Origin of the sequence: Brumicola blandensis, from assembly GCF_031846165.1 — a bacterium.
Lineage (GTDB): Bacteria > Pseudomonadota > Gammaproteobacteria > Enterobacterales > Alteromonadaceae > Glaciecola > Glaciecola blandensis.
In genome coordinates this window covers 74,058-98,088 of sequence record NZ_JAVRIE010000004.1, presented here as the reverse complement: position 1 = coordinate 98,088, position 24,031 = coordinate 74,058, and the positions used below count along the sequence as shown (strand labels likewise).

Sequence of the window (24,031 nt, the reverse complement as noted above, 5' to 3'; positions counted from 1 at the left end):
ATTATGCGCAATAGATGGTTGGTAATCATATTGATAGCATTGCTGGCTATGCTGCAAGTTCGGCTGTGGTTTGGTAAAAATAGTATTGCTGACTATCGAGCCATGGACCTACAAGTCCAAGAGCTAAAACAACAAAATGCGAATTTGAAGCAGCGAAACGCACTTTTACAAGCAGATATAGACGATCTTCAACTTGGCCTAGAGTCAATTGAAGAGCGAGCAAGGAATGAGTTAGGACTAATAAAAGAAGGTGAAACCTTTTACCGTATTTTACCTCAAGAACCATAATAAGTAGTCGTATACGTGAAAGCAGTAAATTCCTATACAGTAGTTCTCCCTGCTGCCGGCATCGGCAGTAGAATGCAAGCGAGTATTCCAAAGCAATATTTACAGATTGCTGGCAAAACTGTGATTGAGCACACTATTGCTGCTCTACTGAGTCACTCACGTATTAAATCAGTGGTGGTTGTTTTGCACCCCGATGATACACAATTCTCCACACTGAAATGCGCGGACTCTCCGCAGGTATTCACTTGTGTAGGTGGCGATGAACGAGTTGACTCTGTGCTAAGTGGTTTGCGTGCTTGTCTGGCCACTAATGCGCAAAGCGACAATGACTGGGTGTTGGTTCACGATGCTGCAAGGCCCTGTGTCAGCCACGACGAAATAGACGATTTATTGGCTATACAAGCGCATTCTGTTGGTGGGATCCTAGCTACTCCAGTATCCGATACTTTGAAGTTATCGAGCGATTTAAGTGATGATATTGAAGCCCCTCACGTTCAGCGCACAGTTGATAGAACAAGATTATGGCAAGCACAAACGCCACAGTTTTTTCCGCTAAAAGAACTCTTGCATGCTATCGAGCAAGCACAACAAGATAAAATAAAAATGACTGATGAAGCTTCAGCGATGGAGCACATTGGTACAAAAGTAAAACTGGTCGAAGGGCGGTCTAGCAATATAAAAATAACACGCCCTAGTGATTTATCACTCGCCGAGTTTTATTTAAACCTTAACAATAAGCAAGGAGGCAACTGATGTTCAGAATCGGACATGGTTACGATGTACATAAATTCGGTGGTATGGGTCCAATTACAATTGGTGGTGTTTGTATCGCTCATGAGCGCGGCTTAATAGCCCATTCAGATGGTGATGTCGCATTACACGCTCTATGCGATGCCTTACTCGGCTCACTCGCACTGGGCGACATTGGGCATCATTTCCCAGACACTGATAAAAAGTTTGAAAATATCAGCAGTCTAGAACTTTTGCGTCTAGTTTATCAGCGCATTTTAGATTTAGGCTATATGTTAGGCAATGCTGATATCACGATTGAGGCACAAGCACCAAAAATGGCTCCTCATATTACGTTTATGAGAGAAGCAATTTCAGATGCGATGGGTGTTTCAGTAAAAGATATCAGTATCAAAGCCACCACCACTGAGGGCCTTGGCTTTGTGGGACGCGAAGAAGGTATTGCTTGTACTGCCGTCGTTTTAGTTTGTCCAAGTCGTTAAGCTGATGTCTTTAAGCACCTCACACTGGCGTCGTTTACACGGTGTCTCACTGGGCAATGGCGTATTAAAACACACGCTCAGTGACTTTGTGGTTGAAGAGCAACTAGGTTTTATACCAAGTGGCAGTGGGGAGCATATTTTCCTTTGGCTAGAAAAAACCAATTTGAACACTGCCTTTGTTGCTGAAGAGATCGCGAAGTTTGCGAATTTACCATTACGTAATATTACCTATGCCGGTCGCAAAGATAAGTTTGCTCTCACTCGACAGTGGTTCGGTGTGCACATCGCTAATTTCAAAGAGCCTGACTGGAACGCCTTCAATTTAGACGGTGCACGAATACTAGAGGTCACCAGAAACGATCGTAAGTTACGGGTAGGAGTGCTGAAGGGCAATCGCTTCGAAGTGACTATCCGAAATATTCATTTTAACGACGGTTTCAACGATAGCGACCTGCTCCAACGCCTAGAAAAAATCAAACAATTGGGCGCACCAAACTATTACGGTAGCCAGCGCTTCGGCGAAATTCGGGTATCAGTACCAAATGATTTAGCGTCGTCAGAAATATCTCCCCCCTTAGTGACTGAAACGAATAGCGCCGGCGTTGAACCTGTAAAAAGTGTCAAGGGTGGCAACTTAGCCTTGGCCGAAAAGCTCATAGACGGTGAGCAAATTAGGAACAGAAATAAACGTTCTATGGCCATCTCAGCCTTGCGAAGCTGGTTATTCAACGAGATCATTCACCAGCGTATTGAACAAGACTGTTTTTTTAAAGCGCTACCGGGCGATGCCATGCAGTTGAGTGGTTCGAATAGTTTTTTTGTTAATGATAAAGCCGAAGAACAAGCGAAAGTGGACACCCGCCTTGCTGCGTATGATGTCAATGTCACGGCCCCTATGTGGGGTAATGGTAAGTTACACACATCTCAAGATGCGAAAGAGTTTGAGTTGGCCTGTGTTAGTCACCATAAGGCCGTTACTCAAACCTTGAATGACTTAGGTTTGAAACAAGAACGCCGGGCAATACGCATAGTGCCTGAAGATTTTGAATGGCAGTATAACGACGATGTTTTGAAGCTCAGCTTCTCCCTACCGTCAGGCTGTTTCGCAACCTCTATTGTAAGGGAGCTAATGGATGTGTAAGGTTTCTCCATTATTCAATAATGTAAGGTCAAGAGCACGATGAATATATTGCTTAGTAACGATGACGGCGTGAATGCAAAAGGGATCGCAGTTCTGCATGAATACCTCGCGAAAGAACATGACGTAACAGTGATCGCACCTGACCGTAATTGCAGCGGAATGAGTAATGCCCTATCCTTGCATACGCCCTTGCGTATAGAGAAAATGCCAAATGGCTTTTATGCCGTGAATGGGACACCGTCTGACTGTGTTCAGCTTGGCATTGGTCGTTTTATGGATGAAGAGCCAGATCTTGTCGTTTCTGGCATCAATCATGGGCCCAATCTTGGTGACGATACAATTTATTCTGGCACTGTCGCAGCAGCCCTAGAAGGCCGCCATATGGGCTTGCCAGCGATTGCTGTCTCACTAAATAGTAAACAAGAAGATTATTTTAGTAGCGCCGCTAAGATCACCTGCGATATCATTCGTAGGATCGCAAGTCACCCTCTAGCGCCAAACGAAATATTAAATGTGAATGTACCAGCCATTGCTTATGAAGATATCAAGGGTATTGTGGCTACGCGCTTGGGCAAACGGCATCGTGCTGAAACAATGGTGCAAAGCGCTGACCCCTTTGGCAGGACGATATATTGGTACGGCAAGTTAGGCAGTGAACAAGATGCTGGTGAAGGTACGGATTTTGCGGCCCTGAACCAAGGCTTCTGTTCCGTGACACCCATGTCAGTGGATATGACTGTCCATGAAAAAGTAAACAGTATGAATGCTTGGTTAAGCAAAGAAGATTAGGAAATAAAATGGCTTTATCATCACGCCGAGGCTTACAACTGGCCCAATTACTCGAACAAGAAGGCGTAAGTGACAATCGAGTACTCACGGCGATAGCCAATATACCGCGCGATATTTTTATTCCCGATGCGTTAAAGCACAAGGCGTATCAAAATACGGCCCTTCCAATAGGCCAAGGCCAAACTATCTCGCAGCCATATATTGTGGCTAAGATGACAGAGTTGCTATTAAAGGCAGACAATACGCCAAAAAGAATTTTAGAAATTGGCACGGGTTCTGGCTATCAAACAGCAATACTGGCCGGTATTTTTGAGCAAGTTTTTTCAGTAGAACGTATCAAGTCCTTACAATTTCAAGCCAAGCGACGCATGAATCAGCTCGACTTTCACAATATTTCAATGAAGCACGGTGATGGCTGGGAAGGCTGGAAAAGCAAAGCACCGTTCGACGGCATTATCGTTACAGCGGCCGCGGCTGAATTGCCACAGGCATTAGTTGACCAACTGAATGACGGAGGTCGATTAATTATTCCTGTAGGAAATGACCAACAACAACTCAAGTGTATTGACCGCAAAGGCGACGAGTTTATCGAACAAACCATCGAAGCGGTTAGGTTCGTTCCTTTAGTCGCGGGAGCCTTACTTTGAAAATTTTTGAACGTTGCTACGACCTATGCTTAAAATGGGCCCAGCACAGACATGCCGAAAAATATTTAGCAGGTTTGAGTTGTTCAGAGTCGATGTTTTTTCCTATTCCCCCAGATGTGATGCTTGCACCAATGGCGCTCAGTCAGCCACAAAAAGCTTGGCGATTTGCAGCTGTTACCACGATAGCTTCGGTCATTGGCGGCGTACTTGGTTATTTACTTGGTTATTTTGCCTTTGAAACCATGATCCAACCTTTAGTGATTGATATGGGTTATCAAGCCAAGTTAGAACAAGCAACCTTATGGTTTGAGCAATATGGTGTTTGGGTAGTATTTCTAGCTGGCTTTTCACCTATTCCCTATAAAGTATTTACAATTACTGCTGGCTTCATGCATATGGCCCTTCTGCCATTTATCGTCGCTTCAACAATAGGCCGAGGTTTACGCTTTTTCCTGGTGGCTGCTTTGATGAAATATGGCGGACCTATGATGGAACTGAAGCTTAAAAAGTATATCGAAGTCATTGGCTGGGCGACGGTCGCTATTGCTGTTGTTCTTTATTTGATATTCAGGTAACGGATCATGATCTCTCGCTTGGTTAAACGGATCGCACTGAGCACTAAGTATCTCATCGCATTATTATTCGCCTTCACGCTACTTGCAGCGTGTAACTCACGTCATCTTCCGGCACCTGTCGTATCGCTAGATACCAACATTACCAAACGTAACAATTTGACTGAAATCTCTGGTGAGAGCTATATCGTACAACGCGGTGATACACTGTTTGCGGTCGCTTTTTACAGTGGAAATGATTATCGAGATATTGCACGTTACAATGATATTTCAGCGCCTTACAACATATTTCCTGGCCAAAAACTGCGACTAATTGCTGCACCCGCAAAAAATAACCATAGACAAAACAAGGTAATAGCAAAAACGACAGCACAATCAACCAAAGTAGTAGTTGACCCTATCAAACCACAAGCGTATGGTGAACCTAAGTCAGACGCTCATCGAAAAAAATCTAAAAACAATATCAAAACGTCGAGTAAACCTGATAATAGGGTTTCAGATTCACAATCAAGTTCATGGATATGGCCGGCGAAAGGCAGATCTGCATCTGCGGTAGTTGGCAGTGATGGTACAAACCGTGGTGTCGATATTAGGGGTCAGTTAAGTTCTCCTATATACGCAGCGGCAAGTGGCAAGGTTGTCTATGCAGGTAACGCTTTAAAAGGCTACGGCAATCTCATTATTGTGAAACATGACAATAATCTACTCAGCGCTTATGCGCACAATGATACGATTTTAGTGGGTGAACAAACATATGTTACGCAGGGACAAAAAATTGCAACCATGGGCCGCGCTGACAATAGCGAAGTCATGTTGCATTTTGAAATTCGCCGCAAAGGCAAATCGCTCGATCCCTATTCTTTTTTGCCTCCGCAATAGACTACGTTTCTTTTTTGCAACTCATGCACTTTATAGTCTGAACCAATGCGCCAAGTTTGGAGACAAACGATGAGCCCGAAGACCGATACGAAAACAAAAAAAATCATGACTAAAAAGCAAACTCAGGACGGCTCTGATTTGATAGAGGCTGTTGACGACATTGATGAGGGCGTCACTGAAATAGACATGGAATCCGATACAGACCAAGCCAAAAGCGCTAGCTCAAACACCAAGCAAGCAGTAAGCGAAGAGATAAGCGCAAAGCAACTAGATGCGACCCAAATGTATCTTGGTGAGATTGGTTTCTCCCCTTTGCTTACGGCTGAAGAGGAAGTGAAGTTTTCTCGCGAGGCACTCAAGGGTAACGAAAAGTCTCGAGAACGCATGATAGTCAGCAATTTGCGCTTAGTAGTTAAGATAGCGCGAAGATACAATAACCGAGGTTTGGCGCTGCTAGATCTGATTGAAGAGGGCAACTTGGGTCTGATTAGAGCCGTTGAAAAATTTGATCCGGAAAGAGGGTTTCGCTTTTCTACCTATGCGACTTGGTGGATACGTCAAACCATTGAACGTGCCTTAATGAACCAAACTAGAACCATTCGACTTCCGATTCATATTGTCAAAGAACTCAATCTATATCTGCGTACTGCAAGAAAGTTAGCACAGGAACTTGATCACGAACCGACCGCTGAAGAAATAGCAGATGCAAGCGATGCACCGGTTGCGAGTGTGCAAAAGATGTTGAAACTAAATGAACGCATTAGTTCCGTTGATACGCCCATTGGAAGTGACGAAGAGAGTAAAGCCTTACTTGACATGCTCGCAGACGAGCACGAGACAGGCCCTGAAAACCAACTTCAAACCAACGATATGAAGTCAAATATTGTCAGGTGGCTAGAAGAGCTCAATCCAAAGCAACGTGAAGTATTGGCAAGACGTTTCGGTTTACTCGGCCACGAACCTGCCACCTTGGAAGATGTTGGTGCCGAAATAGGCCTCACGCGCGAACGTGTCCGTCAAATCCAAGTAGAAGCCTTAAAGCGATTGAAAGATGTTATGCGTCATCAAGGTCTTGATATAGAATCACTATTTACCTACGAGCCTTAGCACCTTGCTAGACACACTATGTTTGCCTTTATAAGACTGACTATATCAGGTGTAATCGCCTTTGTTTTCTATGCTACTTGGGCATACTTTGCCAATAGCCTAGTAAGCGACGACCCAGATGTGCTGCTAAAAGCAGCCTTAGTTCAGGGTGTTTATAGTGGCGCAATTACGCTTGTGTTCACTTTTTTCTTGGAATACTTTTATCATCATTTTAAAGATAAGAAGTATTGTCTGCCATTCGTGGTGCCTACCATTTTTAAGCCGTCAATATTCAGCAACGATTGTGCAACATCAAAGACATTTGAAGCCAGCTTAAAAGAAGTAGAACGAGCATGTAAAGGAATGTGCTTACCTGGCACTCTACTCACGCCATTACCAGCAATAGTGGTTCAAGCAAGCTTCGTTATCTCAATCAATATTATGTTTGAAACGCCGAATTTATGGCTGACGGTTGCCCCATCCATATTCTTTAGTGCGGTATACGGTTTTGTATATAGCGTGAGCTTAAATAGGAAACTTAGGCGCGTTCAAGCGTAACAAAAGTATAGTCGTAAGGATTTCTTTCATCCTTAGTATGATCCTCTTTCTCACTTTCATTCCATGATGCAGCGGCTTGGTAATCTGGAAAATGCGTATCGCCTTCTACGTTTAAATCGATAAACGTCAGATATAAGCGATCCGCTTTTGGTAACAATGCTTCATAAACACTGCCACCGCCAATGATCATTACTTCATCATATTGCGCTGCTGCAGCCATTGCGTCGTCAATGGTGTTGACGACTAAGGCGTCGTCTAGGGTGTAGTCAGATTGAGTGCTGATCACAATATTAGGGCGACCAGGAAGGGCTTTGCCAATCGACTCATAAGTGCGACGACCCATAATCACCGGCTTTCCCATCGTCACAGATTTAAAATGTTTTAGGTCTGCAGGTAAGTGCCAAGGCATAGCATTATCAGCGCCAATCACTCGTCCATGTGCCATTGCGGCTATCATTGAAATAGTCATACTACTAATTTTGCCTCTTACTTCTGGTATATCACTTCGACATCATAGTCGTCGTCATCCCAATCATCATCGTCTAAATCGTCGTCAAGGTCATCATGCTGATGTTCTGCAATCACTTTTTCATGGTAAGTATCCCATTTAAAAGCTTGGTCTTCTTCATCTTGCTCAACCGTTGCCAACTCCTCCGGAGGCAAGGAATCAATGAACTCCATTACATCCTGACATAGTTCGTCGACATTTAACTTTTGGAATGCTGAAATTTGATAGTAGTCTTCTTCCCAACCAAGTTTAGACGCAATTTCGGCACAGATTTCGTTAGCTTCATCTTCCAGCATCAGGTCAATTTTATTAAATACTAACCAACGCGGCTTTGCTGCTAGCTTAGGGCTGTATTGGTCAAGTTCGTTAACAATCGTCAGCGCATTCTCTACCGGATCAGATCCGTCAGCTGGCATAATATCAATCAAGTGAAGTAATACACGGCAACGTTCTAGGTGACGTAAAAACTGAATACCCAGACCCGCACCATCCGAGGCACCTTCGATCAGTCCTGGAATATCTGCAATAACAAAACTAGCTTGTGAATCTAAGCGGACAACGCCTAAGTTCGGTACTAATGTGGTAAATGGATAATCAGCAACTTTTGGTTTAGCCGCAGAAACAGACCGAATAAAAGTAGATTTACCAGCGTTAGGTAAGCCAAGGAGTCCTACATCAGCAAGCAACATTAGCTCTAAGCTAAGCGTGCGGATTTCGCCAGGGGTTCCATTTGTTTTTATACGTGGTGCACGGTTGGTACTGCTTTTAAAACGAGCATTTCCCAAACCGTGATAACCGCCTTGAGCAACTTTCATTCGCTGACCATGCACGGTAAGGTCACCCAACAATTCACCGGTATCTTTATCAGTCGCTCGCGTGCCCACAGGGACAGGCAAAATTAAATCTTCACCGCCTCGGCCTGTGCAGTTTGCACCTTGACCGTTCGTACCACGTTGAGCACGGTGGAATCGTTCAAAACGATAGTCGATAAGGGTATTTAGGTTTTCATCAGCCTCGAGATATACACTCCCGCCGTCACCACCATCTCCACCATCAGGCCCACCCTTCGGGATGTATTTCTCGCGTCTGAATCCAATAACGCCGTTACCACCGTCTCCAGCTTCAACGCGTATTTCTGCTTCATCAACAAACTTCATATCTTTTCTCTAAACCTATGGTTGGTAGATAGCTCGACCACAATATGCTCGCGCTATATTAAATAACGATCTAATTATAGCATCTTTTGCCAGCATCGTAACTGCACTAACGCGCAGTTCGTTTGGCAAATATAATTTATAGGAGCAACAGCACTAGAGCACTAACAGCCTGCAGCCTTTCCCTAAATAAAAGGCGCTTCAAGCCCATCCATGGGTCGCTTGGCACTCGGCGTCCTGCCGAGTGACACTTTTATTTAGGGAAAGGCTGCAGGCTATTAGTGCATTAGTGCTTTTGAGCTTTTCAAAATGCGAACTCTTAAATTAGCAGTGAACTAAGAATAAGTTCGTCCAGAATCTCTGCTTTTCGAAAATATGCAATCACATGGATGTGATTGCCTAAGCGCTCATGGATGAGCTCGTAGCGTTTTTCGAAAAGCAGAGATTCTGGGAGAGATTATTCTTAATTGGAACCACCTTTTAGGAGGCCAAAAAAAACCCCGCTAATAGCGGGGTTTCCGATATTCTTCGACCGAATTACTCAGCAACAATGCTTACGTATTTACGGTTTTTAGGGCCTTTGATTTCAAACTGCACTTTACCGTCTGTAAGAGCGAATAAAGTGTGGTCTTTACCAATACCCATGTTGTCTCCAGGGTGGAATTTAGTTCCACGCTGACGAACAATGATATTGCCAGCAAGTACTTCTTGACCGCCGTAGCGTTTTACACCAAGACGTTTACTTTCTGAATCGCGACCGTTTTTGGTACTACCACCAGCCTTTTTATGTGCCATGAGTTAGTGCTCCTATTATGCGTTGATTGCAGTGATTTTCACTTCAGTGAACCACTGGCGATGTCCCATCTGCTTGCGACTATGCTTACGTCGACGGAACTTCACTATTTTAACTTTTTCGCCACGACCGTGAGTCACGATCTCAGCTGTAACTTTACCACCAGCAACATAAGGCGTGCCGATTTTAACGTCTTCGCCATTGCTAACCATCAAGATATTATCGAATTCAATAGACTCGCCTGGAGCTACTTCGATTTTTTCAAGACGAACGGTTTGACCTTCGGCCACACGGTGTTGTTTACCACCACTTTGGAAAACCGCGTACATATATTTCTCCGCTCTGCGCTCATAAGCGCTTTAATTCAAAAAACAGGGCGCGAATTGTACGTTAAGAAACCGCACGTATCAAGCACAAAACCGAATTTTATTTCGTAAATATTCGATTATGTTTTTTTCTGCCGCGTAAACCCATAAAGTTATGCTTATTTACATCGCTTTTGTACACACTATTGTAGATTAATGTACAATAATGCGCATCAAATTTATTCCTGAAAAATTAAGGTATTAACGAGTCTTCTATGGATTTAGCAAGCATTCAATCTCTTTCTGCATCAGACATGCAAGCTGTTAATCAGTTAATTCAAACGCAAGTTGACTCAGATGTAGCGCTAATCAACCAACTCGGTTTTTACATTGTTAATAGCGGTGGCAAACGATTACGTCCATTATTAACAGTTTTGTCAGCAAGAGCGCTTGATATTAAGACTGACGAACATCACGCTCTTGCCGCGATCATTGAATTTATTCACACAGCAACCTTATTGCATGACGATGTTGTCGATGAGTCTACCATGCGCCGAGGTCGAGAAACGGCAAATGCCGTCTTCGGTAATCAAGCTAGCGTACTAGTAGGTGACTTTTTATATTCACGCGCCTTCCAAATGATGGTTGGCTTGCAACAAATGAAAGTCATGGACATCTTATCAGATGCAACCAATCGAATTGCACAAGGCGAAGTCATGCAGCTAATGAACTGCAATGATCCAGATACCACTGAAGAAAGTTACCTTGAGGTGATTTACAGCAAAACGGCTCGCCTGTTTGAAGCAGCCACTCAACTAGCGGCAGTGCTTACAGATCAAGACCCGGCGATTGAGTTTGCGATGCAAGCCTATGGAAAACATTTAGGCACAGCCTTCCAACTGATTGATGATGTACTTGATTACACTGCACAAGCTGAAGATATGGGCAAGAATGCGGGCGATGATCTCGCTGAAGGTAAGCCGACTCTTCCTTTATTACATGCAATGTGGAACTGCGAAGCTGCTGATGCATCACTCATTCGCGATGCCATCGAAAACGCAAATGGTATGCCCCACTTTGACCGTATACTCAAGGTCATGCAGGAAACGGGGTCACTTAGTTACACGCAAAACCTCGCTGAGATTGAAGCACAAAAGGCAAAAGACGCGTTAAAGCTGATTCCAGATAGCCAGTATAAACAAGCACTGATTGGCTTAGCAGATCTATCGGTTAATCGTTCATCTTAAGCTTTTGAGCGCAGTTGCTGTATTCGCCGCCACAAACGATGAACATTCATGGCAGTATCAATCACTCTAAGGTCTTTTAGATCTCGCAGTTGATGAATGGGTACACCTTTAAAAAACGGTACTCTGCGAAAATAAAACTGGCCTCTTTTTTCATAGATATAATCATCACCATACATTAGCAAATACAAACCGGGCACGACTAGGATGTACCACAATGACCACTGATCAACGGTGATGATGACAATTTGCAATGGAATAGCAGCATACAAAAATGCGAAGAATACGCGATTTAGCGGGGAGCGTCTCATCCATAAGTCCTTTTTATTTAGCATCCAGCTTCTTCATGAAGCGAGTAGCGATGTTATCAAAGTTTACCCAGCGACTAAAGGAAATAGCAGCATTCTTTTAAATAATGCCTAAGGTTACGAGAACCATATCATTGTTTAAATCTACACAGAGCCTAGTATCAATGCTAAGCTGTGAATGGTTAAATCCCTAAGGTATTCCCATGAATAAACGCTATTTTTCTCGACTCGTTTTGGTAACGATGCTTTTTATCTGCGCATCGCTACAGGCTAAGTCACTTAAAGATATTGACACTGTTACTGAGCACTATGATTGTTTTAGCAATGTGTTTGAAAGTTATGATTCATGGCTTAAGTTTCTGTCTGACCGCAATGCGAAGTTTTCAAAAAAACGTTTTCCTTTTACTGAAGCCAGCTTTAATAACTTCAAAGCAAAGCTCACTTGTACTGTTTTTGAATACAAGGTAAATGACGTGATTGTTGGCGGCTTTCTTATTCATCCTAAGTCTGTCGACAAAGCCCTACCAACGGTTATCTACAATCGAGGTGGTAATGGAGGATGGGGCTCAGTCAATATGGGTCGAATGATGTATGAACTGATGCCATTAGCAATAGAAGGTTTCGCAGTCATTGGCAGCCAATATCGCTGGGAAGGCGATGTCAAAGCGAAAGATTTTAAAACCAATGGAAAAAGTGATGAGTTTGGCGGAATCGACCAAAATGACGTGAATGCCTTACTCCCCATTATAGAGCAACTCGCAGTCACTGATCGAAAACGTATTGGTGTACTTGGTTCAAGCAGGGGTGGTATGCAGAGTTACCTGTTTGCAAAAGCCAATCCTGATATCAAAGCGTTAGTGAGTAAATCAGGTATTGCCGACCTGTTCAGTTTTCGAGATCGTGATGAAAAAACAGCAACACTTCTTTCTACCGTTATTCCAAATTATCAACAGGAGGAAGAAACCTTACTCAAAGCACGCTCTGCTATTCATTGGTCTGATGAACTGCCAAAAGTGCCCATTTTGCTAATACACGCAAAGGATGATGACAAAGTAAGGTACGCTGATTCGCAGAAACTGGCCGAACAACTAGAAGCACTTGGCCGACCTTATCTGTTTGCCAGCTTCGATGATGGTGGGCATGAATTAACAAAGTACAAGACTGAGATCGATGCGATGATTTTGGACTGGTTTTCTACTCATCTGTGAGCTAGTTTTCTATAAACTATGCATCAACAAAAAAGCTGCGCCTAAACAGCGCAGCTTTCTATTTCAGGTGTAAGTAACGGTGTAAGTAGCTATGCAGTAGCGTTACTTTATACGTATCAATTTCGCTTGATGCGGCCTCAAGTGACCCAAAGCTGATTGTTCACTATGGTTTTCATAGTTATCAATGAGCACCTCGCATCCGCTCACCTCCAAACCGGTCAATTCAACTAAATCTAATGAGTGAGCGTTCCGTGACTGATTTAACAAGACGAGGATCACTTCATCATCAAGTGTTCGAGTGTAAGCATAAATATCAGTATGCTCTGGCAACAACAAGCGATACTCACCGTAGACCAAGCATAACTCTTGCTTTCTTAGCTTAACCATCTTTCGGAAGTAATTGAGTTCAGAATCAGGGTCGTGCTCTTGAGACGCTACATTCACTTCAGCGTAATTGGGGTTAACCTTCAACCACGGTTTACCTTTGGTAAAACCCGCATTTTCTGTATCGTCCCACTGAATAGGCGTTCTTGCATTATCTCGAGAACAAAGTTTATGAGACTCCATGAATGCATCGAGATCACCGCCCTCTTGCTTGGTCAACTCGTACCAATTCAAGGTCATCAGATCTTGATAATCTTCAATATTATCGAACTTGATATTCGTCATACCAATTTCGTCGCCCATGTAATAGTAAGGAGTGCCACGCATGCTTAAGAGGTAAGTACTTAATAACTTTGATGAGAAGCGTCTATATTCTGGGCTGTCATCGCCCCACCTTGAGACCATCCGAGAAAAGTCATGGTTACCAAAATAGATGGTACCCCAACCTTTTTCGTTAAAAACAGCATCCCAATCACTCATCACTTTTTTGAATTTAACTAAATTTTGAAAATCTTCATTCACCAAGAAGCGATCACCTACCCCAATCGCTTGGTGATCGAAGTGGTAGTTCATGTTTAGCTCTTCACGCTCTTCTGAAACTAAATCTAATACATTATCAATGTGTGTGCCCGGGCCTTCTGCAACCGTCATGCAATCGTAATGCTTCAATACTTCCTCATGCATCTCATGAAGATATTCGTGCAAGCGTGGGCCCTTGGCATACATGTCAATCATTGCTTGGCCTTGATATTCCTCGGGAAACTCAGGGTAGCCGTCATGCTTTGATATGAAAGTAATGACATCCATGCGAAATCCATCGATACCCTTCTTGAACCAAAAGTGCATCATGTCATAAATTTCAGCACGCAATTTTGGGTTTTCCCAATTTAAATCCGGTTGCTTAACTGAGAAGTAATGTAAATAGTAAGCGTCTGTTGTGGCGTCGTATTTCCATGCATTTGCCTCTGGATCAAAGTAACTCCAGCGGCGAGGTGGTTCACCATCCTCAGCTGGCCACCAGTGGTAATAATCGCGATAAGGATTGTCCCTTGAGCTACGCGATTGTTGAAACCACTCATGCTCATCTGAAGAGTGATTGACCACAAGATCCATCACCACTTTCATTCCTCGTTCATGCATTCCTGCAAGCAATTCATCAAAATCAGACATGGAACCGAACTCAGTCATGATGTTGCGATAGTCTGAAATATCATAACCATTGTCATCATTCGGCGAGCTGTAAATCGGGTTAAGCCAGATGATGTCGACACCTAAACTCTGAATGTAATCCAACTTATCGATAATTCCGCGTAAGTCTCCTACGCCATCTCCGGTAGAATCTTTAAAACTGCGCGGATAGATTTGGTATACAACTCCCTCTTTCCACCATTTACGCTGTAAATCTTTTAACTTCATAAAATTAAAAATCCTGACTTTGACTTAATTTTGTATCTTCGACTGTATTGATCCGCAAGGCCAAACCCGCGCCGATAATAAATAGCACACCACAAAGCGCTAATGCGTTACGTGGATCACCGCCCAACACAGACTCATAGATGTAGCCAATGCTAACCATCTCCAGTATTTGTGGTAGACAGATCATTGCGTTTAATAGGCCCATGTAAACGCCAATTCGCATCATAGGCGCTACGTTCGCGCACATAATGAATGGCACAGTAATAACACCAGCCCAACCTACTCCAACCAATGCCATACAGGCGAGGGTTAAATACAAATCGGTGGTTAATTGCATGGATAGGAAGCCAATTCCTCCTACGAGCAAACACAAAGCATATACTTTGCTGTCGCCGAGGCGGTGAATCGTCTTGGCGATAAAGAACGACATAACAAGTGTTGTTATATGCATTACAGCGAAGGCTGTGCCGCCCTGCGCAGTGCCTTCAGCGAAGCCGGGAGCATCTGGCGTAGGTGCGTTGTAAACGTGATGTGCGATTGACAGCGAAAGGTATTGCCACATAAGCGGTAAACCAAACCAAGTGGCGAGTTTAACCCACCATAATGTTCGCAATGACTTTGGCATATCTCGCATAGCTGACCATAGATCTGATAGCACATTTGATAATACCTTGCCCTTATTTTCTGCTTTAAAGGCAACGATATCTTCTGGCGGATATTCTTTTACTTTGATAAACGACCATATCGCGGTTGTCATAATCACTATGACACCCACAACAAATGAGTATTTAACAATGTCTGGAATTTGAGTGCCATCTGTTACCGCCGAAACACCAAAGGCAATCATCACTACTGGCATCAAACTAGCGAGTATCTGACCACCGGAAATCATGAAGGTCTGTAAGGCGAAAGCAAAAGGACGCTGCTCGCGATTGACCATGTCACCCACCATTGCACGATAAGGTTCCATTGCTGTGTTCATTGCAGCATCTAATATCCAAAACAGACCAACGACCATCCATAGCTCAGGAACGTAAGGCATAAACATAACGGCTACACTGCCGATTAATGCGCCCCACAAAAAGAATGGCTTTCTGCGACCAAAACTGGTCCAAGTACGGTCACTGATTGCACCAATTAAGGGTTGTATCAGCAGTCCAGTGACAGGACCCGCTAGCCATAGAATAGGAAGCTCATGTTCAGCCGCACCGTGATAAGAAAAAATGGGACTCAGGTTTGCCTGCTGCAATCCAAAGCCATATTGAATTCCGAAAAATCCAAAACACATATTCCATACTTGCCAAAACTCTAAGGTAGGCTTTTGTTTTGTATTCATGTTTTTTACCGTTTTAATGCTAATAGCGTGATGCCTCTTTTCGGCATTCATTCGATATTTACACAGTTAATGTAAATGAGTTGTTAGTATTAATGAAATAGCAACAAAAGAAAAGCAATTCTTAAAGGATTAAGAAAATAAAATGTAAAGCCAATTGCATGGAAAGAGAATAGAGTGTGCTCGTCAAGTCATGGAAACGCCTTAAATCAGCACACACGCAATGCGAAACACAAATAAAAGTAAATACAGAAGGGGCTTCAAACATTGTATAAATAGGTCTTATCAGCATTTAACTTGATAATAACTATTTGCTGCAAGAATACGAAAAAGCAAAGTTAGAGATTGATAATGAGTGCACATAGTACTCGCAAAAAAAGCTATGATAGATGATATACAGAGTGGTTAAAGCCTGAAAAAATTGCTCTGACTCATCTGCTCCTAACTAACCAAATTGACAATTTTTTAAAAAATTCACTATAACGATTAAGTTTTTGCTTTTATTTTGTAAATCACATGTTAATATTATGATTGTTGGTTTGTGCAAAACTGAAGAATAAGACCGAAGTTTGTCTTTAACTTCCACGGAAAGGCTTTGCAGAGGCTGAGCATTAAGACTTTAAACGACACTTAAGTTTCGCAATAGAAACGATAAATAAAGTCAAAGTTAGTATAATAAAGTAGAACACTGAGGACACACAAATGAACAAGCATAAAAATTTCAAACCAGCGATGCTAAGCCTAGCAATTGCTGGAGCGATTGCATCAAATGGTGCAGTGGCACAACAATCCACTCCAGACACGGCGGCTGAAGACAACGTGGAAATCATTCAAGTAAGTGGTATCCGCGGCTCTCTCATGAGAGCACAAGCAGTAAAACAAGATTCGTCTTCAATCGTTGAAGCTATTTCAGCAGAAGACATCGGTAAATTACCAGATTCATCTATCGCAGAATCACTTGCACGTTTACCAGGCCTCGCCGGTGAACGAGTTGGCGGTCGTACCTCAGGTATCTCTGTTCGTGGTTTCAAAGAAGATTTTGTAGGAACATCTTTAAACGGTCGTGAGCTAATTGGTATTGGCGACAACCGTGGTATCGAGTACGACTTATATCCATCCGAAATCATGACGGGTGCAACTATTTATAAAACAGGCGACGCTACTCTAATTACTCAGGGTTTGGGTGGTACTGTTGATTTACAAACAGTCAGACCGCTTAGCGCGTCTGAAACATTGACTGTAACGGGTGTTTACGAAGCAAACCAAGCGCCTGCTGACAACCCTGATTTCGACGATAAAGGTTATCGCTACTCATTGTCTTTCGTTGAGAAATTTGCAGATGATACTATCGGCCTAGCAGTTGCCATTGCGCACACAACTACACCAAATAACCAGCGTAAATATGGTGTGTGGGGTTACTCAACAAATGATGACGGACAAATCACGCCTTCTGGACTTGATTTGAATGCGCAGTCTACTGAACTTAAACGCGACACCATTTCAACAGTGTTGCAGTTTCAACCCAACGATAGCTTGAACATTGTTGCAGATTACCTGCAAATAGACTTCGAGGATTCAGGTGTATTACGTGGTTTTATCGAACCATTCGCAACTGCAAACCTTAGCGGTACAGGCGCTAATACTTCTGGCACACAAATCGAAGCTAATCCCGTACTTAGAACTGACCCACTCAATAAAGACGGTGAGTTAAGAGCCTTTGGTCTTAATGTCGAATATTACTTAAACGACGACTGGAAAGTGGAAGTAGATTTAGCCCGTTCTGATGCTGATAAGTTTGAGCAGCGTGCAGAATCTTACTCTGGTTTAGGTCGTTCAGGTGCATTGTCACCTGGTGATTTTGGTTCTCGTACATTCCAAATGTCATCTGAAGGTGTGTTCTTTACTGGCCAATCAGGTTTGGATGCGTTCAGCGATCCGAATTCACTACAGCTAACAGGTCCACAAACATGGGGTGGTGGTTTAGCTAACTTAGCAGACCAATTTGAAACAACTCAATTGCGTGCAAGTGGCGAACCGTTTAACTACTTAAATGCACAAGATGGTTTCAACAACTTCTTCACCATTAAAGAAGAGCTCACTCAATTTAAGTTTGAAGTAGAAGGTAATTTAGACGGCGAAATATTCAATAAAATTACCGCTGGTTTACATTTTTCTGACCGCTACAAAGATAAAGAAAACAACGGTTTCTTCGCTACGGCGACTGTATTCCCAGATAGTCAATCAGTAGCTGAATCTGGCGTTCCGGTGGTTGGTCTAACAGACCTGTCTTGGGCTGGTTTGGGCTTTGTTGTTGCATATGACGGTAACGCTCCATACAACAATGGATACTACACACAAAACAATGGTGGCTTCTTAGAACCAGACCGTTTTGGTGATACTTATATCATCGAAGAAGAAATAACCACGATTTATGCAAAAGCCGACTTCGAGTATGAAATGGGTGACATGCTGATCTTTGGTAACGTTGGTGCTCAATACGTTGATACTGACCAAACCTCGGACGGTACTTTGGGTGTTATCGGTTCAAACTTCCGTGTATGTGATGCCGATAGTGACTCTGTGATTGACGCTGATTGTGCAATTACTGATGGTGCTAGCTACTCTCACTTCTTACCAAGCTTCAGTATTAATGCTGAAGTGGTTGAAGATTTGTTTGTTCGTTTTGCGGCATCTACTACGATTTCACGAGCGCGTCTTGACCAAATGAAAGCCTCAGGTTTTGTTAAGTTCGATTTGAATGACCAGTTCATTACGTTGCGAGACGAGGATGTACTGGCTGGCGCAGGCTCGCCTTGGTCAAAAGAAGCAGGTAACGCACAATTGCGTCCGCTAGAATCAAACAACTACGACATCTCAATCGAAAAATACTTTGAAGATGAAGGTTATGTTGCTGCGTCTTTATTCTATAAAGACTTAGTTAACTTAACTAGACAAGCTAGCCCAACGATTGATTTTACAAATGATGAATTCAACAATGGCGCAGATTACTTCGTAGAGGGCTTCCACAATCGCGTATTGGACGTGGACGTAACAAACTCGCAGAATGGTATTTTCTACCCAGCTGGGGAAAACGTTTTCCCACCTAGTTTAGGTCAATTCTCATTCTTCGAAGATGGCTTAGAAGGTTCTGTATCTGGACTTGAATTAACTGCGAACATTCCGATGAGCATTCTATCTGATACATTAGATGGTTTCGGTGTTGTCGCATCCGCTACCTTTATTGATGCTGAAGTAGATGATGGTTCGTCTATTCCAGGGCAATCTGACCAAATCACCTCTCTTGTAGCGTACTATGAGAACGAAGGTTTTGAGTTCAGAGTAGCAATGACTGATCGTGATGAGTACACAACGTATGAACGAGGTGGTTCAAACAAAATTACTGAAGCAACACGTGACGGAACACAAGTGGTCGATGCTCAGATTTCTTATGACTTCGAAAACTCTGGTATAGAGCACTTAGAAGGCCTAAGAGTCTCTTTCCAGGCAACCAACCTTCTTGATGATGCTGACCAAGTATCTCGTGACGACAACGGCATAGTTACTACTCGTCGTGAGTTCGGTCCTTCATACATGGTTAACTTCAACTACTCTTTCTACTAAAATTAAGTAGTTAATGTAGTACCTAAGAAAACCAAAGCCTCTAGTCTAACGATTAGGGGCTTTTTTATTTTCTGAATCTGCAAGAAGCAAGTCCTATCTCAAAGGGATTGTGCTACGATAATGACACGTTCTAAGGTGCAAAAAGTTAAACTATAGGCATCTTAGTCAGCAACTTTTGCGTACAAAAATAAAAAACGAGAGGCGCATATGCACCACCCCATTAAAAAAGTTGTGATTGCAGGCGGCGGCACCGCTGGCTGGATGGCGGCATCGCTTTTAAAGAAAGTCCTAGGGGCACAAATAGAAGTTGAATTAGTCGAATCTGAAGATATCGGTATTGTCGGTGTTGGTGAAGCAACCATTCCACCTATTCAAACCTTTAATCAATTTTTAGGTATCGATGAGAAAGATTTTCTACGTGAAACCAACGGCACAATAAAACTTGCGATAAAGTTTGAAAACTGGCGAGTAGATGGTGAAAGTTATTTTCATACTTTTGGTGCGCCGGGTGCGAACATGGGCTTTTGCAATTTCCAACACTATTGGATGCGAGCAAGTCAGCAGGGCTTGAATAAATCACTGTGGGATTTCGATTTGAATTACCTGTGCTGTAAAGATGGCACATTCAATAAGATTAATTCTCAAAATCCAATTTTTGATATGCCCTATGCCTACCACTTTGATTCTGCTTTGTATGGCCGGTTTTTACGTAAATTATCAGAACAAGCCGGTGTAAAACGTACCGAAGGCATCATTGATAAAATTCAACAGTGCGAAAAAAGTGGCCATATCACCGCCTTGAAACTAAAAGACGGCACCGAAATTCTTGGCGATTTATTCGTTGACTGCACTGGCACGCGTGCCTTGTTAATGCAAAAAACCTTGGGAGTGAAATACGAAGATTGGTCTCACTACTTACCCGCTGACTCAGCCCTTGCGGTGCAAACTGAAAGACATGAGACAACCGCCCCGTATACTCGCAGTATTGCCCACGACAAGGGCTGGCAATGGCGCATTCCATTGACCCATCGAAATGGTAATGGCATCGTGTTTTCTCAGCAATACATGAATGACGATGATGCTCATCAAAGGCTGGTAAATAATCTAGATACCAAAATGGTGAATGACGTTCGCAAAATTTCATTCAATACTGGCAGAACCACTGAACAATGGCACAAAAACGTCGTTGCTATTGGCTTATCTAGCGGCTTCTTAGAACCATTGGAATCCACCAGCATTCACCTAATACAGTCAGCAGTCGTCAGGTTATTAAAACTGTTTCCACATCAAGGTATTGAGCAATCCGTTATTGATTTATATAACGAAGAATCAAAGGTCGAATACGAAACGATTCGCGACTTTATTATTCTGCACTATCACGTAAATGAGCGAACAGATTCAGATTTTTGGATTAATATGCGCGAGATGAGTATTCCTAGCCGCTTACAAAACAAGATTGATGTGTTCTCTCAGGTCGGGAATATGCTGAATGACCAACACGATATCTTTCGAGATGCCTCATGGCTGCAGGTAATGTTAGGACAAGGTTTGACCCCGAAAGACTATCATCCTGCGGCGAATGTCCCTCCGATTGATCAATTGCAACAAGCGCTGGAGCAAATTGCCGAGGCAAAGAAACAGCCTTTAGCCAAAATGCTGGCGCACGATGAATTTCTAAAACATTACTTGAGCGCTTAAATGAACGAAACCACTACCACACAGCAAAACAATGCCCCGAAAACCATCGTGATCGCTGGCGGTGGTACAGCGGGCTGGATGGCTGCTAGCTTGATGCATCATCGCTGGGCTAAGTTTGGTACTCACATTTGCTTAGTTGAGTCGCCCAGTATCGGGATTATTGGTGTTGGTGAAGGTTCAACGCCTACCCTAAAGCGTTTCTTTGATGACTTACACATAAGTGAGCAAGAGTGGATGCCTGAGTGTAACGCTACTTATAAGGTCAATATTGAGTTTGCTGGGTGGAGTCCTCAATCTGGTATAGAGGCATACAGCCACCCTTTCCTTTCACAAGTTGATACGTTCTCTGAGCCACACTTTTTTACTAACTGCTTAACTCGTCGACATGGTGTCTCGGTTAATACAACACCGTCCGACTTTTTTCTCAATGGCTGGCTGGCAAAGCATCAACATGACCCAGTTGCAGCCCCCACGTTCCCTTTCGCAGTGGAGTACGGTTATCACTTTGATTCTGCTCTGTTGGGACAATTTTTAGCCAAGCGAGCAAGTCAACTCGGAGTCAAACATATTCAAGCAAACATTGAACATGTTGAACTGACGAAGCAGGGTAATATTAGCCATTTAGTGCTTGATAATGGCGAGCAAGTGCAGGGGGATTTCTTTGTTGATTGCACCGGTTTTGATGCCCTATTAATGCAAAAGCACTTGAAGCAGGGCTTTACACCTTTTAAAGACAATTTATTCAATGACGCAGCAATTGCCATACCTAGCGCAAGTTTGACTGATTTCTCCCCACAGACTAAAGCCACGGCGCTAAGCAATGGTTGGGCTTGGCAAATACCTCTGCAACATAGAACAGGAAATGGCTATGTTTATTCATCCTCGTTCATCAACAAAGAGGACGCTGAAAAAGAGTTGCGCCAACACTTAGGTATGCTCGATGCCGATGTGCAGGCTAGGCATTTAAAGATGAATGTCGGACAGATTGAAAAACACTGGCACCAAAACTGTTTAGCCATTGGCTTATCACAAGGCTTTATAGAACCCTTAGAAGCAACAGCACTTCATCTGACTCAAATATCTATTGAAATGTTTATGGATGAATTTGAAGACGGTCACTTCAGTGACCAATATCAGTCTCGGTTCAACCAAGCTATGGCAGAACGGTATGAACGTGTTAGAGACTATATCGTTGCTCATTACAAACTGAACACAAGGCAAGATTCTGACTATTGGCGTGAAAACCGAGACAATATGAAGCTATCGGATTCACTGCTGCAATTACTCACAGTATGGTATGAAAGAGGCGACCTTAGACAGGAAATCTATCGACAGGGCTTACAAATGCATTTTGGTGTAAGTTCTTGGCACTGTTTGTTAGCTGGTTATGGTGCATTCCCAAGCTTACGACCTGATGATCTTACTGTTGCAGATCAGTTCGAAGAGCATAAACTCGCTGAGATGTTCAAAGGATGCTTACTTAACTTCAAGTAAGCATCTCTTAATTTGCCGAGCAATAGCCTTAATCTAGCCCCAACTCTCTGGTCATATTTTCATTGCGTTCACGATGCACAATGATGTTGTCTTCTATACGAATACCACCAAAAGGCTTGAATGCATCGACCACATTCCAGTTAATATACTTCGATTGCTCTGAGCCTTTTAACTTGGCTAACAAGCTATCGATGAAGTACAAACCAGGTTCGATAGTAAAGACTTGTCGAGCTTCAATTTGACGAGTGCAGCGTAAGAAAGGATGCGTTTGTGGTGGTGGATTAGGCGTTCCTCTATCATCGCCAGCATGGCCACCCACATCATGTACTTGCAGGCCAAGAAAGTGACCAATGCCATGAGGGAAGAACGTACTCACTATCCCCTGCTCTTGGCAATCTTCAGCAGCTAAGTTTACGACCCCAAAGTCTTGCAGGATACGTGCAATACCAGCGTGAGCAGCTAAGTGAATATCAGTGTAGGACGTGCCAGGCTTCAACTGTTCACCTAGTGCAAGTGTCAACTTATCAACCGCCTGAATAAGATCAGCAAACTCATGCGACTTTGCACAGTAGGTACGAGTAATATCAGAAGCGTAGCCATGATAACTTGCACCAGCATCAATTAAAAAAGTACGGAAATCGTCAGGAGCCACATTGTCAGTTTGCATGTAATGCAATATCGCCGCGTTTTCGTTTAGGGCCACGATATTGTTGTACGGGACCTGATTCTCGCCTTGCCTAGCCGCACTTAGATAAGCAGCGTTAATGTCAAACTCACTCTTATGGTCAAAAAAGGCCTGTTTAGCCGCTTGGTGCGCGCCAACAGCAATTTTATTGGACTCGCGCATACATTGTAGTTCGTAGTCTGTTTTAAACGCACGCTGCCAATGCAAGTAGTTCAGCACACGATCAGGGTTGATCAAATCAAAGCCTAGGGCTTTTGCTACTTCAATGTATTCACCAACATAAGCATATTTCGCTCTGTCGTAAGGAAGATGTTTCTCGACTGCGTTGGCTTGTTTCAAATAAACAATATCGAAGTGCTCCACCCAAAAATCTGTTGGTTCAGGCGGTACTTTGTGCCAGAAGTCTTCTGGACGATAGAAGATCAATTTGGGTTTGTCAGTGCCATTCACCACCAGCCAACAACAAGGATTATCGACTACGGGTAACCATGCTTTAAACTGCGGATTTACTTTGTAAGGGTAGTAATTATCATCAAGGAACATGATCTTACCTTGCCCAGAATGGATAATTAAGCCATCGATACTTTCACGTTGAATCGCTTCTAAGGTACGCTCTTGTAATATCTGGATATGTTCAGCATAGGCTGCAGCATGACTTGACTCTGTTGGCATCACTTTCCTCGTTTCT

General features: G+C 43.2%; 23 protein-coding genes. 15 read left to right on the top strand and 8 right to left on the bottom strand.

The window, feature by feature from the left end:
• Positions 1-3: 3 nt before the first annotated feature.
• The 10 genes from ftsB to RM544_RS10890 all read left to right on the top strand — a co-directional run bounded on the left by ftsB (position 4) and on the right by RM544_RS10890 (position 7,192).
• Positions 4-288, top strand: a complete 285-nt coding sequence (gene ftsB / locus RM544_RS10935) for a cell division protein FtsB (protein WP_311361830.1) — start codon at positions 4-6, stop codon at positions 286-288.
• Between the two features lie 15 nt (positions 289-303).
• Positions 304-1,041 carry a 2-C-methyl-D-erythritol 4-phosphate cytidylyltransferase gene (gene ispD, locus RM544_RS10930; protein WP_311361829.1) on the top strand — a complete coding sequence of 246 codons (738 nt, stop codon included), beginning with the start codon at positions 304-306 and terminating at the stop codon, positions 1,039-1,041.
• Positions 1,041-1,520 (top strand): 2-C-methyl-D-erythritol 2,4-cyclodiphosphate synthase, encoded by a 480-nt coding sequence (ispF, locus tag RM544_RS10925; protein WP_311361828.1) that lies wholly within the window; start codon positions 1,041-1,043, stop codon positions 1,518-1,520. The genes ispD and ispF overlap by 1 nt, the downstream gene beginning before the upstream one ends.
• Positions 1,521-1,524: 4 nt before the next feature.
• Positions 1,525-2,661, top strand: a complete 1,137-nt coding sequence (gene truD, locus RM544_RS10920) for a tRNA pseudouridine(13) synthase TruD (protein WP_311361827.1) — start codon at positions 1,525-1,527, stop codon at positions 2,659-2,661.
• 39 nt (positions 2,662-2,700) lie between these two features.
• Positions 2,701-3,450, top strand: coding sequence for a 5'/3'-nucleotidase SurE (gene surE, locus RM544_RS10915; protein ID WP_311361826.1), 750 nt, complete (start codon positions 2,701-2,703; stop codon positions 3,448-3,450).
• An 8-nt stretch (positions 3,451-3,458) separates the two neighbouring features.
• Positions 3,459-4,097, top strand: a complete 639-nt coding sequence (locus RM544_RS10910) for a protein-L-isoaspartate(D-aspartate) O-methyltransferase (RefSeq protein WP_311361825.1) — start codon at positions 3,459-3,461, stop codon at positions 4,095-4,097.
• Positions 4,094-4,672, top strand: coding sequence for a YqaA family protein (locus RM544_RS10905; protein ID WP_311361824.1), 579 nt, complete (start codon positions 4,094-4,096; stop codon positions 4,670-4,672). Before RM544_RS10910 ends, RM544_RS10905 begins: the two co-directional genes overlap by 4 nt.
• A 6-nt stretch (positions 4,673-4,678) precedes the next feature.
• Complete coding sequence (locus RM544_RS10900) at positions 4,679-5,548, top strand: peptidoglycan DD-metalloendopeptidase family protein (RefSeq protein WP_311361823.1); 870 nt, start codon at positions 4,679-4,681, stop codon at positions 5,546-5,548.
• Positions 5,549-5,653: 105 nt separating this feature from the next.
• A complete protein-coding gene (gene rpoS / locus RM544_RS10895; RefSeq protein WP_311362093.1) occupies positions 5,654-6,655 on the top strand; it encodes an RNA polymerase sigma factor RpoS in 1,002 nt (333 codons plus the stop codon).
• A gap of 18 nt (positions 6,656-6,673) precedes the next feature.
• A complete protein-coding gene (locus RM544_RS10890) occupies positions 6,674-7,192 on the top strand; it encodes a hypothetical protein (RefSeq protein WP_311361822.1) in 519 nt (172 codons plus the stop codon).
• Here the strand turns inward: RM544_RS10890 and folA are convergent.
• The 4 genes from folA to rplU all read right to left on the bottom strand — a co-directional run bounded on the left by folA (position 7,173) and on the right by rplU (position 9,976).
• Positions 7,173-7,661, bottom strand: coding sequence for a type 3 dihydrofolate reductase (gene folA, locus RM544_RS10885; RefSeq protein WP_311361821.1), 489 nt, complete (start codon positions 7,659-7,661; stop codon positions 7,173-7,175). The genes RM544_RS10890 and folA overlap by 20 nt on opposite strands.
• Positions 7,662-7,678: 17 nt before the next feature.
• On the bottom strand, positions 7,679-8,857 hold the full coding sequence (gene cgtA / locus RM544_RS10880; RefSeq protein ID WP_311361820.1) for an Obg family GTPase CgtA: 1,179 nt from the start codon (positions 8,855-8,857) through the stop codon (positions 7,679-7,681).
• Between the two features lie 534 nt (positions 8,858-9,391).
• Positions 9,392-9,649, bottom strand: coding sequence for a 50S ribosomal protein L27 (gene rpmA / locus RM544_RS10875; RefSeq protein ID WP_195731600.1), 258 nt, complete (start codon positions 9,647-9,649; stop codon positions 9,392-9,394).
• A gap of 15 nt (positions 9,650-9,664) precedes the next feature.
• The gene (gene rplU, locus RM544_RS10870; RefSeq protein ID WP_311361819.1) at positions 9,665-9,976 is read right to left on the bottom strand and encodes a 50S ribosomal protein L21; all 312 of its coding nucleotides are present in this window, start codon (positions 9,974-9,976) and stop codon (positions 9,665-9,667) included.
• A gap of 251 nt (positions 9,977-10,227) precedes the next feature.
• Between rplU and ispB the strand changes: the two genes are divergently transcribed.
• A complete protein-coding gene (gene ispB / locus RM544_RS10865; RefSeq protein WP_311361818.1) occupies positions 10,228-11,199 on the top strand; it encodes an octaprenyl diphosphate synthase in 972 nt (323 codons plus the stop codon).
• Here ispB and RM544_RS10860 read toward each other — a convergent pair.
• Positions 11,196-11,507 (bottom strand): hypothetical protein, encoded by a 312-nt coding sequence (locus RM544_RS10860; RefSeq protein WP_311361817.1) that lies wholly within the window; start codon positions 11,505-11,507, stop codon positions 11,196-11,198. The genes ispB and RM544_RS10860 overlap by 4 nt on opposite strands.
• A 200-nt stretch (positions 11,508-11,707) precedes the next feature.
• On the opposite strand from RM544_RS10860, the gene RM544_RS10855 reads away from it, so the two are divergent.
• Positions 11,708-12,712 carry an alpha/beta hydrolase family protein gene (locus RM544_RS10855; RefSeq protein WP_311361816.1) on the top strand — a complete coding sequence of 335 codons (1,005 nt, stop codon included), beginning with the start codon at positions 11,708-11,710 and terminating at the stop codon, positions 12,710-12,712.
• Positions 12,713-12,814: 102 nt separating this feature from the next.
• On the opposite strand, the gene RM544_RS10850 is transcribed toward RM544_RS10855, so the two are convergent.
• Together RM544_RS10850 and RM544_RS10845 are read right to left on the bottom strand one after the other, a co-directional pair.
• Complete coding sequence (locus tag RM544_RS10850; RefSeq protein WP_311361815.1) at positions 12,815-14,512, bottom strand: glycoside hydrolase family 13 protein; 1,698 nt, start codon at positions 14,510-14,512, stop codon at positions 12,815-12,817.
• Between the two features lie 4 nt (positions 14,513-14,516).
• Positions 14,517-15,848 carry an MFS transporter gene (locus RM544_RS10845; protein WP_311361814.1) on the bottom strand — a complete coding sequence of 444 codons (1,332 nt, stop codon included), beginning with the start codon at positions 15,846-15,848 and terminating at the stop codon, positions 14,517-14,519.
• A gap of 699 nt (positions 15,849-16,547) precedes the next feature.
• Between RM544_RS10845 and RM544_RS10840 the strand changes: the two genes are divergently transcribed.
• From RM544_RS10840 to RM544_RS10830, 3 genes are all read left to right on the top strand, one after another.
• Positions 16,548-19,466, top strand: a complete 2,919-nt coding sequence (locus RM544_RS10840) for a TonB-dependent receptor (RefSeq protein ID WP_311361813.1) — start codon at positions 16,548-16,550, stop codon at positions 19,464-19,466.
• A 207-nt stretch (positions 19,467-19,673) separates the two neighbouring features.
• Positions 19,674-21,164, top strand: a complete 1,491-nt coding sequence (locus tag RM544_RS10835) for a tryptophan halogenase family protein (RefSeq protein WP_311361812.1) — start codon at positions 19,674-19,676, stop codon at positions 21,162-21,164.
• Positions 21,165-22,658 carry a tryptophan halogenase family protein gene (locus tag RM544_RS10830; RefSeq protein WP_311361811.1) on the top strand — a complete coding sequence of 498 codons (1,494 nt, stop codon included), beginning with the start codon at positions 21,165-21,167 and terminating at the stop codon, positions 22,656-22,658.
• A 28-nt stretch (positions 22,659-22,686) separates the two neighbouring features.
• Here the strand turns inward: RM544_RS10830 and pepQ are convergent, their stop codons facing one another.
• Positions 22,687-24,015 (bottom strand): Xaa-Pro dipeptidase, encoded by a 1,329-nt coding sequence (gene pepQ, locus RM544_RS10825; RefSeq protein ID WP_311361810.1) that lies wholly within the window; start codon positions 24,013-24,015, stop codon positions 22,687-22,689.
• Positions 24,016-24,031 lie beyond the last annotated feature (16 nt).